This window comes from Pseudomonas sp. S11P7, assembly GCF_023195435.1.
GTDB lineage: Bacteria > Pseudomonadota > Gammaproteobacteria > Pseudomonadales > Pseudomonadaceae > Aquipseudomonas > Aquipseudomonas fluorescens_G.
Genome location: NZ_JALPKS020000002.1, coordinates 188,044 through 202,109 on the forward strand (window position 1 = coordinate 188,044; position 14,066 = coordinate 202,109).

The 14,066-nt window shown below is 60.3% G+C and carries 9 protein-coding genes; 3 read left to right on the top strand and 6 right to left on the bottom strand.

The window, feature by feature from the left end; translation table 11 throughout:
• Positions 1-48 precede the first annotated feature (48 nt).
• The gene (gene glyA / locus M0746_RS00935) at positions 49-1,302 is read right to left on the bottom strand and encodes a serine hydroxymethyltransferase (protein ID WP_090286474.1); all 1,254 of its coding nucleotides are present in this window, start codon (positions 1,300-1,302) and stop codon (positions 49-51) included.
• Between the two features lie 241 nt (positions 1,303-1,543).
• Positions 1,544-5,392, bottom strand: coding sequence for a cyclic di-GMP receptor MorA (gene morA, locus M0746_RS00940; protein ID WP_258447948.1), 3,849 nt, complete (start codon positions 5,390-5,392; stop codon positions 1,544-1,546).
• Between the two features lie 287 nt (positions 5,393-5,679).
• Here morA and ettA point away from each other — a divergent pair, with 287 nt between their 5' ends.
• Both ettA and gdhA read left to right on the top strand, forming a co-directional pair.
• Complete coding sequence (gene ettA / locus M0746_RS00945) at positions 5,680-7,344, top strand: energy-dependent translational throttle protein EttA (RefSeq protein WP_003228391.1); 1,665 nt, start codon at positions 5,680-5,682, stop codon at positions 7,342-7,344.
• A gap of 372 nt (positions 7,345-7,716) precedes the next feature.
• Positions 7,717-9,054, top strand: coding sequence for an NADP-specific glutamate dehydrogenase (gdhA, locus tag M0746_RS00950; protein WP_258447949.1), 1,338 nt, complete (start codon positions 7,717-7,719; stop codon positions 9,052-9,054).
• On the opposite strand, the gene M0746_RS00955 is transcribed toward gdhA, so the two are convergent.
• Positions 9,051-9,545 carry a GreA/GreB family elongation factor gene (locus M0746_RS00955; protein ID WP_258447950.1) on the bottom strand — a complete coding sequence of 165 codons (495 nt, stop codon included), beginning with the start codon at positions 9,543-9,545 and terminating at the stop codon, positions 9,051-9,053. The genes gdhA and M0746_RS00955 overlap by 4 nt on opposite strands.
• Before the next feature lie 69 nt (positions 9,546-9,614).
• Entirely contained in the window at positions 9,615-9,971 is a 357-nt protein-coding gene (locus tag M0746_RS00960; protein WP_258447951.1) for a hypothetical protein, read from the bottom strand.
• Between the two features lie 391 nt (positions 9,972-10,362).
• Here M0746_RS00960 and M0746_RS00965 point away from each other — a divergent pair, with 391 nt between their 5' ends.
• On the top strand, positions 10,363-11,310 hold the full coding sequence (locus M0746_RS00965) for an IS110 family transposase (protein ID WP_258447952.1): 948 nt from the start codon (positions 10,363-10,365) through the stop codon (positions 11,308-11,310).
• A 54-nt stretch (positions 11,311-11,364) separates the two neighbouring features.
• On the opposite strand, the gene M0746_RS00970 is transcribed toward M0746_RS00965, so the two are convergent.
• Both M0746_RS00970 and M0746_RS00975 read right to left on the bottom strand, forming a co-directional pair.
• A complete protein-coding gene (locus tag M0746_RS00970) occupies positions 11,365-13,218 on the bottom strand; it encodes an Lnb N-terminal periplasmic domain-containing protein (protein WP_258447953.1) in 1,854 nt (617 codons plus the stop codon).
• Between the two features lie 96 nt (positions 13,219-13,314).
• Positions 13,315-13,803, bottom strand: coding sequence for a DUF3015 domain-containing protein (locus M0746_RS00975; RefSeq protein ID WP_007909797.1), 489 nt, complete (start codon positions 13,801-13,803; stop codon positions 13,315-13,317).
• Positions 13,804-14,066 lie beyond the last annotated feature (263 nt).

Consider the following 14,066-nt stretch of genomic DNA (forward strand, 5'->3'; position numbering starts at 1 on the left):
GGCCAATCACTTGGCCGGTTTTTCCTGCTGCAGGTTTGACGTCGCGATTTACGCGCCGTATACCGGCAGTTTCTTGCAGATGGCTTTGACTTTCTCACGTACGGCGTCGATTACCGCTTCGTTGTTCAGGTCTGCCAGGATGTCGCAGATCCAGCCGGCCAGCTCTTTGCACTCAGCCTCTTTGAAGCCGCGAGTGGTCACTGCCGGAGTACCGAAACGCAGGCCGGAGGTGACGAACGGCGAGCGTGGATCGTTAGGCACGGAGTTCTTGTTCACGGTGATGAACGCTTTGCCCAGAGCGGCGTCGGCATCTTTACCGGAGATTTCCTGCTTGATCAGCGACAGCAGGAACAGGTGGTTTTCAGTACCGCCCGAGACCACGTCGAAACCGCGTTCGATGAATACGCTGGCCATGGCCTGGGCGTTTTTCACCACCTGTTGCTGGTAAACCTTGAACTCAGGCTGCAGCGCTTCCTTGAAGCAGATCGCCTTGGCAGCGATCACGTGCTCCAGCGGGCCGCCCTGGGCGCCCGGGAAAACGGCAGAGTTGAGCTTCTTCTCGATGTCGGCGTTGGCGCGCGCCAGGATCAGGCCGCCACGTGGGCCGCGCAGGGTCTTGTGCGTGGTGGTGGTGACGACGTCAGCGAACGGCACCGGGTTCGGGTAGACGCCAGCGGCGACCAGACCGGCCACGTGGGCCATGTCGACGAACAGGTAGGCACCGACTTTGTCCGCGATGGCGCGGAAGCGCGGGAAGTCGAGGATCTGCGAGTAGGCGGAGAAACCGGCCACGATCATTTTCGGCTTGTGCTCGACCGCCAGACGCTCGACTTCGTCGTAGTCGATCAGGCCGTTGGCGTCGATGCCGTACTGCACGGCGTTGTACAGCTTGCCCGAGGAGGAAACGCTGGCGCCGTGGGTCAGGTGACCGCCGTGGGCCAGGCTCATGCCCAGAATGGTGTCACCAGCCGACAGCAGGGCCAGGTAGACCGCGGCGTTGGCTTGCGAACCGGCGTGCGGTTGAACGTTGGCGTAATCGGCGCCGAACAGTTCCTTGGCACGGTCGATGGCCAGTTGCTCGACCACGTCGACGTATTCGCAACCACCGTAGTAGCGCTTGCCCGGGTAGCCTTCGGCGTACTTGTTGGTCAGGACCGAGCCTTGAGCTTCCATCACCGCTGGGCTGGTGTAGTTTTCCGAAGCGATCAGCTCAATGTGTTCTTCCTGACGCTGAGCTTCTTGCTCCATGGCGGCAAAAAGGTCGGCGTCGTACTTGGCAATAGTCAAATCACGGCTGAACATGGCGGTCCTCAAGGATCGGGGGGCAGAAAAGGGGGCATTCTAACCCAACCGCTTTTGGATGGCATATGAAACGGCATCATGTCGCAGACAAGTGGCGTTCATGCATAGACAGGTGGCGTTTGTGCCGACCCTATCGCTGGCAAGCCAGCTCCCACAATGACTGTGTTCCAGCCTCAAAATACTGATCCATTGCCAATCCCTGTGGGAGCTGGCTTGCCAGCGATGGCCGCACCGCAGGACTTCAGTCGAACATGAAGAGCGCATCATTGCTGAACTGCGCCTCGAACCGTCCCGCCGGCATCGGCCGGCCAAACAGGTAACCCTGCACCTCGTCGCAACCGTGCTCACGCAGGAAGTCCAGTTGCTCGTGGGTTTCCACGCCCTCGGCGATCACCGCCAGGTTCAAGCTGTGGGCCATGGCGATGATCGCCCGGGCGATTTGCGCGTCCTGTTCGCCGGAGGGCAGGCCATCGACGAAGGTGCGGTCGATTTTCAGCACGTCGATCGGGAATTGCTTGAGGTAGTTCAGCGATGAGTAACCGGTGCCGAAGTCATCGACGGCGATGCTCAGGCCAAGGTTTTTCAGGCCGGCGAGAATCTGCATCGCCTCGCTGACTTCGCGCATCAGGATACTTTCGGTCAGTTCCAGTTCCAGGCACGCCGGCGGCAGACCGGTTTCGCGCAGGATCGTGGCGATGCGCGTGCCGAGCTGGCCGTCGGAGAACTGCCGCGCCGAGATGTTCACCGACACCTTCGGCACGCGCACGCGTTGCTGATGCCAGGTTTTCAGCTGGCGGCAGGCTTCGCTGATCACCCAGTCGCCCACGTCGACCACCAGCCCGAGTTCTTCCAGCACCGGAATGAAATCCCCCGGCGGCACCAGCCCGCGACGCGGATGGCGCCAGCGCAACAGCGCTTCGGCGCCGGTCAGACGTTTGCCGTCGCCGCTGAACTGCGGCTGGTAATACAGGACGAATTCGTTCTGTTCCAGCGCATGGCGCAAGTCGCTTTCCAGCTCCAGACGCTCCAGCGCACTGGCGTTCATGTCAGCCTGGTAGAACTGGAAGTTGTTCTTGCCGCGCTCCTTGGCGTGGTACATCGCGGTGTCGGCGTTCTTCATCAACTGGCTGAGTTCGTTGCCGTCCTGCGGGCTCAGCGCGATGCCGATACTCGCGGTGACAAAGAACTCACGGCCTTCGAGCACAAACGGCCGCACCAGACTGCCGAGGATCTGCTCGGCGACGTGAATCGCCCGGTTCAAGGCCAGTTCGCGGCTGGAACGATGTTGCAGCAGCAGGGTAAATTCATCGCCGCCCATGCGCGCCACGGTGTCGTCTTCACCGACGCAGGCCAGCAGGCGCGTGGCCATGTCCTTGAGCATGCGATCGCCGGCGGCGTGGCCGAGGGAGTCGTTGATCGGCTTGAACCGGTCGAGATCGAGGAACATCAGCACCACCCACGACTTCTGCCGTTCGGCCGCTTGCAGCGCGGTGTGCAGGCGATCCTGGAACAGCGTGCGGTTGGGCAGGTGGGTCAGGGCGTCGTAGTAGGCGAGGCGGTGAATGCGCTGTTCGCTGGCCTTGCGCTCGCTGATGTCGCTGAAGAAGCACACGTAGCTGGCCAGATCGCCCTCGTCGTCGAGCACTGCGGTAATCCCGACCCACGCAGGATAATGCTCGCCGTTGCGGCGCTTCATCCAGACCTCGCCTTCCCAGGTGCTGTGCTCATGCAGTTGTTTGAGCACGTAGCGCAGGTGCGCGTCCTGCTGTTCATCGACGGTGAGCATGTTCGGCAACTGGTCGAGCACTTCACCCACCGCGTAGCCGCTGACGCGGCTGAACGCTTCGTTGGCCTGGACAATGTAGCCGGCCGGGTCGGTGATCAGAATCGCCGAGGTCGAGTGCTCGAATACCGTGGCGGCCATGCGCAGGTCCTTTTCGGCGCGGCGCTGCTGGCTGATGTCGCGGCCGACGCCGAGCACGCCTTCGAAGGCGCCATGCTCGTCCCAGACCAGCACCAGGCGCAGTTCGATGGGGATCTTGCGGCCATCGGCGCGCAGGCAGTCGAACAGGAACAGTTGCGTCTGCACCTGATTGCGCAGCAGCGCCAGTTGTTCGGGCTTGTCCAAGGCTTTGCTGACGCGATCCATCAGCGTGTAGATGCCGTTCAATTGCTGCGGGTTGGCGATGGTCGATTGCCAGCCGTTCTGGAAAATCCACTCGGCGTTATATCCCAGCACCGCTTGCACCGACGGGCTCACATAGTTCAGCGAGAGTTTGCTGTCGGTGGAGAAAATCACGTCGCTGATGCTTTCGGCGAGCATCCGGTAACGCTGCTCGCTGTCGCGCAGGGATTCGCTGGCCTCGATCTGCTCGGTGATGTCCTTGGCCACGCCGATGATCCGCGTGACCTGATCGTGTTTGTCCCGCGCCAGCGCCTGTTCGCGAATGTCGAAGCGCCGCCATTTGCCGTCGCGATGGCGGAAACGCAACTGGCATTGCAGCAACTGGCTGTAACCGGCGTGGCGCTGCAACTGCCGCGAGCGATGGTAGTGGTCGGCATCTTCCGGGTGCAGGAGGATTTCCCAGAAGTACTCGCCCATCTGGTGCAGTTCGCTGCGGTTGTAGCCCAGTGTCTGGCCGAGGTGATGGTTGCTGAAAATCATCCGCTGGCTGATCACGTCCTGCACGTACAGATGATCCGGCACGGTGCGCACCACGTCCGACCAGAAGCCCTCGCGCTCGAGCAACGACAGTTCGATCAGCTTGCGGCTGGTGATGTCGTTGATACTGAGGATCACCGCTTTGTAATCGTCTTGCTCGTTGGGCAGGCGCAGCACCATCCACAGGTGCTGGTCGCGACCATTGCCGTCCGGCAGTTTGATTTCCAGCTCCAGTTGATCCTGTTGCAGCAAAACCGCATCGAGAATTTGCTGGCCGATGACGCAATGTTGATGCGGCTGGCCGGCGATCAGTAGTTGCCAGGCCTGCTCGCAGGAATTGACATTGAGCAACTGCAGCGCGACCTGATTGACCTCGGTGACGCGCAGTTCCTGAAGCAATTGCTGGCGTTGCTGCGGCTGGTCGAGCCAGGCCTTGAGCTGGTCGCTGCTCTGAATCTGCGCCTTGTCGAATGCCTGCTTGAGCCCCGACAGATCGAGCACGCAGAGGGCCACCCCGGTGCCTTCGAAAATGTCCTGATAACGGCGGCGCCCTTCATGTAGCTGGCGCTGACGCCGCCGCATGTTCAGCAGCGCGATCACCGGCAGCATGGAAAACGCCAGGCCCAGCAGGCATTTGCCGATGAACGCCGGCAACAATTCTTCAAGCACCCGCTGGCGGTCGAACAGCCCGCGCAACTGCCAGTCGCTGCTGCTCAGCGGCACGGTGAGTACGGTGTTGGCCAGGTCGTCCGGGGTCAGTACGCCGGGTTTGGTCGACGGCTGGGCTTTGTCGCGGCTGATGATCTGATGGTTGACGCGGTTTTCCACCAGCCACAGCGGGCGCAGGCCGGCTTCACCCTGTTTGGTCAGGGAATCGAAAAACGTCGGCGTCAGGCGCAGCGCCCAATAGCCGCGGGTGCTGCCGCTGGCCTGGTGCAACAACAAGTGCACCACCGAGCCATCGTCGGCGTTGCTGAAATAATGCGCCTGGGCGCGGCTGCGCCGGACCAGTTCAGTGAGGTAGTCGGCGTCGTCGCTGTTCGCGGCGCTGTCGCTGATGATCCGCCCGGACGGGCTGAGCAAGGCCATGCTGCGCAGATCCGGCAGCGATTGCTGGAGCTTGCGCAGCAACGCCTGCTGTTCGTCGGCTGATTGCGGTTGTTCGACGATCGGTAGCAGATTGAGGGCGATTTGCGCGTTCAGCGCCATGTTCAGGCTGACCTGCGCGGCGAGGTCGGCGGTGTAGTCGATGGTGTACTGGCGCTGGTTTTTCTGGGTTTCACGCAGTTGGTCGAGCAGTTGCCAGAACAGCAACGCCAGCAATAAAAGCACGAGCGTCGCCAGCGCACCCTTTAATGTGCCGCGCAGGGACGAGCCGGGCGCCGCTGGGGTGCTGCTCACAGAAGCTGGCGGAGTGACGTTGGACAAGCTGTGATCCTGCGGATTGGCTGGACTGGCGCGACGTGCACTATAAGCCGGACGCCCAAAGGGCGGCTAGCATGCCTTGACTCGTGGCGAAGTGCCAGCCCCTCGCGGCTGGACTGCCTGGGAGCATTCAGGTAGCTTTGCCGGTTAGACCGGGGGCGTTCCAGCCCCTACAATCAGACTTTTTCCAGCGCGCACGCATTGATCGCGATCAACTGAACGACGCGCACAGTCTGGCCAGGCATCGCCTGCGCTCCACTCATTCATCTGTCACTGACCCAAGGTTCTCCATGGCTCAATACGTCTTCACCATGCATCGGCTGGGCAAAGTTGTTCCGCCGAAGCGGGAAATCCTCAAAAACATTTCGCTGTCCTTCTTCCCCGGCGCCAAGATCGGCGTGCTCGGCCTCAACGGTTCGGGCAAGTCCACGCTGCTGAAAATCATGGCCGGCGTCGACACCGAGTTCGAAGGCGAAGCCCGTCCGATGCCGGACCTGAACATCGGCTACCTGCCGCAAGAGCCGCAACTCGATCCGACCAAGACCGTGCGTGAAGTGGTCGAAGAAGCGGTGAGCGTGATCAAGGATGCGCAAGCGCGTCTGGACGAGGTCTACGCCGCTTACGCCGATCCGGATGCCGATTTCGACAAACTGGCCGCCGAGCAGGCCAAGCTTGAAGCGATCCTGCAGGCCAGCGATGGTCATAACCTGGAGCGCCAACTGGAAGTCGCCGCCGATGCGCTGCGTCTGCCAGCCTGGGATGCGAAAGTCGAACACCTGTCCGGTGGTGAAAAACGTCGTGTGGCCCTGTGCCGTCTGCTGCTGTCCGCGCCGGACATGCTGCTGCTCGACGAACCGACCAACCACCTGGATGCCGATTCCGTGGCCTGGCTGGAGCATTTCCTCCACGACTTCCCGGGCACTGTGGTCGCGATCACGCACGACCGTTACTTCCTCGACAACGTCGCCGGCTGGATTCTGGAACTCGACCGCGGCGCGGGCATCCCTTACGAGGGCAACTATTCGGGTTGGCTCGAAGCCAAGTCCGATCGTCTGGCCGCTGAATCCAAGCAGCAGTCGGCGCACGAAAAAGCCATGAAGGAAGAACTGGAGTGGGTGCGCAAAGGCGCGAAAGCCCGCCAGTCGAAATCCAAGGCTCGTCTGCAACGCTTCGAAGAAATGCAGTCGCAGGAATTCCAGAAGCGCAGCGAAACCAACGAGATCTACATCCCGGCCGGTCCGCGCCTGGGTGACAAGGTCATCGAATTCAAGAACGTCACCAAGGGCTACGGCGATCGCGTGCTGATCGACAACCTGTCGTTCTCGATGCCCAAGGGCGCCATTGTCGGCGTGATCGGTGGTAACGGTGCCGGTAAGTCGACCCTGTTCCGCATGCTGATGGGCAAGGAAACTCCGGACTCGGGCACCATCGAAGTCGGCGAAACCGTGCAACTGGCCTGCGTTGACCAGAGCCGCGAAGACCTCGACGGCAGCAAGACCGTGTTCCAGCAGATCTCCGACGGTTCCGACCAGATCCGCATCGGCAACTACGAGATTCCGTCGCGCACCTACGTCGGTCGCTTCAACTTCAAGGGCGGCGACCAACAGAAGTTCGTCAAGGACTTGTCCGGTGGTGAGCGCGGTCGTCTGCACCTGGCGCTGACCCTGAAGGAGGGCGGCAACGTCCTGCTGCTCGACGAACCGTCCAACGACCTCGACGTGGAAACCCTGCGTTCGCTGGAAGAAGCGCTGCTGGACTTCCCGGGCGCGGCCATTGTGATCTCTCACGATCGGTGGTTCCTTGACCGTGTTGCCACGCACATCCTGGCGTACGAAGACGACTCGCAAGCGGTGTTCTTCGAAGGCAACTACACCGAGTACGAAGCCGATCGTAAAAAGCGCCTCGGCGAAGCGGCGGCCCAGCCACACCGGGTACGCCACAAGAAACTGGCCTGATTCGGCGGGTTGCATGACAAAGCGGAGCCTTCGGGCTCCGTTTTTTTGCTCGGGTTTTTTCAGCGGGACCGAGGTGGATTCATCGCTGGCAAGCCAGCTCCCACAGGGATTGTGTTATGTCCGGATTGTGTGAACGCCGCTAAAACTGTGGGAGCTGGCTTGCCAGCGATGGCGATGTAACTACTGGTGCGTAATCTGAGCCTGATCTCACCATTCAGGTGCAAGACTGGGCAAAAATCAGGGCTGATTTATATCCTGTGCACCATTTAATTTCATAACTGCGACATTTTGCGCTGTTCCTGTGCGCAATCGGTTTGTTACAGTCCGGCCCAATCTCCTCCAACGACAATGAATTTGCCGAGACTTTTGCCCATGACCGAATCCGTCGAATCCTTCCTTGCGCGCCTGAAAAAACGCGACCCCGATCAACCTGAATTTCACCAGGCTGTCGAAGAAGTGCTGCGCAGTCTGTGGCCATTTCTCGAAGCCAATCCGCGCTACCTGACTTCGGGGATTCTGGAGCGCATCTGCGAGCCGGAGCGTGCGGTGGTGTTTCGCGTGTCGTGGGTCGACGATCAGGGCAAGGTTCAGGTCAATCGCGGTTTCCGCATCCAGATGAACAGCGCCATCGGCCCGTACAAGGGCGGTCTGCGTTTTCATCCGTCGGTGAACATGGGCGTGCTGAAATTCCTCGCTTTCGAACAGACCTTCAAGAACTCGCTGACGTCGTTGCCCATGGGCGGCGGCAAGGGCGGTTCGGACTTCGATCCAAAGGGCAAAAGCGACGCAGAAGTCATGCGTTTCTGCCAGGCGTTCATGAGCGAGTTGTATCGTCATATCGGTGCGGATGTGGACGTACCGGCCGGTGACATTGGCGTCGGCGCGCGGGAGATCGGTTTCCTGTTCGGTCAGTACAAGCGCCTGAGCAACCAGTTCACCAGCGTGCTCACCGGTAAAGGCATGACGTACGGCGGCAGCCTGATTCGCCCCGAAGCCACCGGTTTCGGTTGCGTGTACTTCGCCGAGGAAATGCTCAAGCGCCGCGGGCAAAGCGTTGAGGGCAAGCGTGTGGCGATTTCCGGCTCCGGCAATGTCGCGCAATACGCGGCGCGCAAAGTGATGGATCTGGGCGGCAAGGTGATTTCCCTGTCCGACTCCGAAGGCACGCTGTTCTGCGAGGCGGGCCTGAGCGAAGAACAATGGCTGGCGCTGCTGGAGCTGAAAAACGTCAAACGCGGGCGCATCAGCGAACTGGCGGCCGTATTCGGTCTGGAGTTCCGCGCCGGGCAGTTGCCATGGTCGCTGCCGTGCGACATCGCGCTGCCTTGCGCCACTCAAAACGAACTCGACGCCGAAGCGGCGCGCACGCTGCTGCGCAATGGCTGTGAGTGCGTGGCCGAGGGCGCGAACATGCCGACCACGCTGGAGGCTGTGGATATCTTTATCGAGGCGGGCATTCTGTTCGCCCCGGGCAAGGCGTCCAACGCGGGTGGCGTCGCGGTGAGTGGTCTGGAGATGTCGCAGAACGCCATGCGCCTGCTGTGGACGGCCGGCGAGGTGGACAGCAAGCTGCACGCGATCATGCAATCGATCCACCACGCTTGCGTGCATTACGGCGAGGACAACGGCCAGGTCAATTACGTCAAAGGCGCGAACATCGCCGGCTTCGTCAAAGTCGCCGATGCGATGTTGGCCCAAGGCGTGGTTTAAGCCGGTTCGATGCGGATCACTTCAATCACCTGATCACCGGCGGGGCGCTGCCACAGCACCTCGTCGTTGAGTCGTGCGCCGAGCAGCGCCCGGCCCAGCGGCGAGGCCCAATTGATCAGCCCCTGACTCGCATCGGCCTGATCTTCACCGACCAGTTGCACGCGGTGTTCGGTGTCGTGCTCGTCGGCGTAGGTCACCCAGCTGCCGATCTGCACTTTGTCGGTGGACGTCGCGGCGACAGCTACCTGTGCCGTGCCCAGGCGTTGATTGAAGTAACGCAGATCCCTTTGCAGATCCGCCAGACGCTGCTTGTCGGCCTGCTCACCTTTGCCTGATTGTTCGGCATGCAGGGCTTGCAGCTCGGCAACTTTCGCCTGCAACTGCGCCAGACCTTGCGGCGTCACGTAATTGGGCTGTGTGCTGACTTGCCGCTCGACTGGCTGATCGGCCTGTGCGGCGGCGTTGTCCTCGTTGACGAATGCGCGACTCATGGTGTCCTCCTCTAAAGGATTTGGGCCATGCTCGCCGGCATTTGGTTTCACTGGATGTCTGAAAGCGACCTATTGCGAGCGATAGGCCCGCCCGGCGTCCTGATCCTTCTGTTGCTGCCAGGCGCGTTCGCGTTCATCCCAATGTTCGTTGCGATAGTCTTCGCGGCTCTTGTTCTCCAGCATCGCCTGACACTGGCGGAATCCGTCGGTCCAGCCATCGGCGTACTGCCTGTCCTTGAGATAGCGCGGCACGTTCTTGCGGAACTCGCCGCTGATCGAACCGGCGGCTTGCCGGCCGCTGACGCAACCGTCATCGAAACCGTCGGCGAAGGCCGGTGGATAACCCTTGGCAATCAGATCGTCATGGGTCGACTGACAACCGCCCAGCACCAGCAACACGCCCAGCAAACCTGCACACCGCCACATTGCACTCTCCCGCGCCGCTACTCGGCTCATAGGGAAAGTCTAGAAGGGGATTTGTCGGGCGTTGGTCAAAGGCATGTGAGTAATTCATTAACCAGTGGAGATCCTTGTGGGAGCGAGCCTGCTCGCGAAGGCAGTGTGTCAGACGACTTGATTGCGACTGACTCACCGCTTTCGCGAGCAGGCTCGCTTGTATGGTAGGACTTGAAGGGAGGAGGAGGGACAAGGCTCGATTCTGACTGTTAGCGCAGTACAGACCGTGGGAGATTTTCACCCTCCTCCTTTCACCCAAGCGCCGATAAAGAATGCATCTGGCCTAGACCGACGATAGGAACAAGCCTGCGCCTCTGGGTGAACCCTTCAAGTGTTCAAACCTTAGCCCGGAGGCTTTCTCATGGCAATGCCCGTCGCTACTACCCAGTCGATTGTCGGGGTTGATGTCGCCAAGGACGAACTGGTGATTTATCACGTCGAATCAGATCGGCTCGAGACAATCTCCAATACCAAAACGGCGATCAAGAAATGGCTCAAAACCGTTGCCAAACCAGTAGCAATCGCCATCGAAGCCACCAATATTTATCACCAGGAGTTTGCCGAGCTAGCGCACGCGGATGGCTGCAGGATCTATATGGTTGGCGGTTATGAACTCAGTCATTACCGCAAAGGCGTGAACGTTCGCGCTAAAACTGATGCGCTGGATGCTCGATTATTCGCCCGGTATCTGACAAACGAAGGGGACCATTTGCGCCCCTGGACGCCGCCGTCCCCCCTGTATTGCCGGCTCATCAGTCTGTTCCGGCGCCGTGCGGCTCTGGTTCAGGCTCGTGTCAGCCTCAAGCAGAGCTGGGAGAATGAGCCGCTGCTCAAAACCGCTTTCAAGAATCAGATAAGCGCCATGCAAAGGCTGGAAACCTTGCTTGAAAAAATGATCCTGACGCAGATAGAGGAAGCCGGTTTGGGCGCGCAGCTCAAGCGCTGCATGAAGGTCGAAGGCATCGGTACGTTGACTGGCGCCCGCTTGCTCGCATCCTTTCAGCGTGGGGACTTCAGAAATGCGGACGCTTTCATCGCCTTTCTAGGCATGGATCTGCGCATAGCGGACTCAGGCAAAAAGAAAGGCCGCCGCTGCCTGACCAAACGAGGCGACCCTGAGGCACGTCGGTTGCTGCACAACGCTGCAATGGCGGCGAGCCGGACCTCGGCGTGGAAAGGGTTTTATGAGGCTATGAGAGGGCGCGGACTGAGCACTACCCAAGCACTGGTCGCACTAGCCCGCAAGCTTGCACGGGTGGTATTTGCTCTGTTGAAAAGCCAGAGCGAATACTCACCCAAAGGCGTTTAGGGGCTAGACATGAACCATAGAATCTCCCACATTGGTTTTGTGAAGAGTTCCGGATCAGTAGTGATACCACTTCACTTCGAGCATGACTTCGGTTTCCGGTGTAGCGAGATGGCTGAATTCACGCTGCGCACTCAAGCGCAAACCGAGGTTGCGCGACAGCTCCCATTGCTGATTCAGGCTCAGACTGCGGCGCACTTCGCCGTTGAAGAAGTAATCGCCCTTGGCTTCCAGGCTGAGGTTGCCCAGCGGGTTTTTCCACAGTACGCCGGTATTGAAACCGCCAGCCGGGGACACGAACTCGGCGAAGTCATTGTTGTGCTCCACGCGTACGGTGCCGAGGGCAAAGCCCAGCACATCCTCGCCCAACTGCCATGTACCACCGCCGCCGCCGTTGACGTGGCTGACCAGCGTCTCGTCATCATGTTTGCCCGGCACCCGCTCAAGGCCACCGGTGACTTGCCATGACAACGGCTGCAGCAGCTCATTGCGCGGAGTCAACGAGCGAATCGTTGCCAGATCCAGTTGCTGCAATTGCCAGTCGTTGCCTTCGTACTGGCGCAGCTTCAGTTGCAGGATCTCGATCTGCGCGCCGAGCGGGAAGCTCTCGGCGTTGTCATTGAGATCGTGATAGGCCATGCGCAAACCGTATTCGCCGAATGCACGATCACCGCGCGTGCCGAGGCCGGCCTGCCAGGTACGGGACTCGTGGCCGTCTTCGGGCAGCCCCGGTTGCGCAATGTTCAGCTCGGGAGCCGGGTTCTTGTTGATCGCCCGCAGCAGTTCGAAGCTGCGCTGCGCCCGTTGCGGATCACGTTCCTGACCGTTGGCGCGGTAGCGCTCCAGGCGATAGGCCGCATCGACGATCAGCGCCTGACGGTCGCGGGGCAGCGCCTTGAATGTCGGCTCTTGCAATACTTTTTGATCGGCACTGACTTTCAGCACCCATTGCTGTTCGTCATCGCTCAGCGGCTCGGCGCGGCTGAGCAATTCGCGCTCGCGGGACGGGCGGTATTCGATGTGCTCGACCAGCCCGGCTTCCTTGACCGCTTTCACGGTGTCGGTGGGGATCGCGGTTAGCGGGAATTGTTCGGTCAGGCGCAGGCTCGGCCGCGCGACTTGCAGCAACTCGAGCAAGCGATAGGAGCAGTTTTCGTCGAAGAAGAAATAGTCGAACTGGATCTGCTTGAGCTCCCAGACATGCTCGACCATGCGCGCGGTTTCTTCCTGGGTCAGGTTTAACCGGTATTCCCACAGGTCGCGGTTTTCGAGGCTGCGGTATTCGGAGAGTTTTTCCTGATACGGCACCAGCGCGAACAGCCCCGGATAGCCGCCCATCAAACCTTTCCAGGCGTAGAGAATGCTGTTGTCGGAGCCTTCGATGTAGGCGCCGAAGTTGATCGCGTAGCTGAGCAGCGAGGTCTTGTCGGCCTGCACGTCGGCCTGATCGATGCGCAACAGGGTGTGGCCGAACATCGACGAAGGACTGTTGAGGTAGGCGGCCGGGAAAATCATCACCGCGCTGTGCGGCGAGACGTCCTTGAACCACTGCTTGTACTCGGCGCACTCCGGCGTCGGCAGGTCGTTGAGGTTGAGCTGGGCTTTCAGCCAGCGCGTGCGCGCCGGGTACACACATTGTGCGTGCTGCTCGCCAAGGCTGGCCGGCGCATACAGCGCCTGCACGGTCGCGGCCAGTTCACGGTCGGGGTGTTCGTTGCCATCGGGCGCGAGAAAGAATTTCTTGTCGCTGACATAGCTGCGCCAGCCGCCGAGTTTGGCGGTTTCATAGTGACCGAGGGAAATCCAGAAGCGGTCGTTGGCCAGTTGCTGCAAACGTTGAGGGTCGATGTGAGGCGCGGCGGACAGCGGGGCGCAGACACAGAGCGCCAGCCAGGCAAGGCGTTTGAGCATAGTCGGCAACTTGAACAGGAAAGAAATAAAAGACCCAAAGAGGGGCGGGCCAAAAAAACAAAACCCGCTTCCCGAAGGAAGCGGGCGGGGTCGAGCTTAAGCCTGAGTCGCGTACTTGGCCAGACGTGGGTCCGATTTCAGTACCGCCAGGGTGTTGGTATGCACGTCTTCTGCGGTCACGTCAGCCTTGCTGAAGATCTGCTGGAAGTGCTCGTGAGTGACAGCGGCAAAGTGCGCGCGATCTTCTGGTGCCACGCCCAGTACCACAGCGTAAGTCGTCAGCGCTTCGCCGTTGCCTTTGGCCATGTCTTCGGACAGCTCGTTCATCATGCCATTCATGGCGAACCAGGATTTGCCGCCGTAGGTCAGCGACGCGTTGGTCGAGCAACCGTTGGTACCGGAAGTCATACCGAAAGTAGCGTTACCGGAAGTGCCGTTGGTGGTGGAAGCGAGGAAGTGAGCCGGGGTGCCACGCTGACCTTCGAACAGCATGTTGCCCCAACCGCAATCCGGGCCGCCTGGAGCTTGCGCCATTGCGTTGATGGATACAGCGGTGAAGAGAGTACCGAGAAGAATCCGTTTCATAGCTTTTTTCTCTTTATGTGCATACCAATGGACAGGGTTCTGACTTTCCGGTGCTGCGTGAAACAGCGCCGAATATAGCCAGTGGGCCAGTATTAGTTCCAGCCGCGCAGTTTGGAGTTTAGGCACGTTCCGAGGGTTCCGTGGTTTTTTACAAAATATTTGGAATAAACCCCGGTTTTACGAGGCGCGCCGCCGGGCTGTCCGGTTGTCTATGCTTTGTCATGTGGCGCGCCTTGCCAGTGGGGCACGGGCAGCGCCAGAAT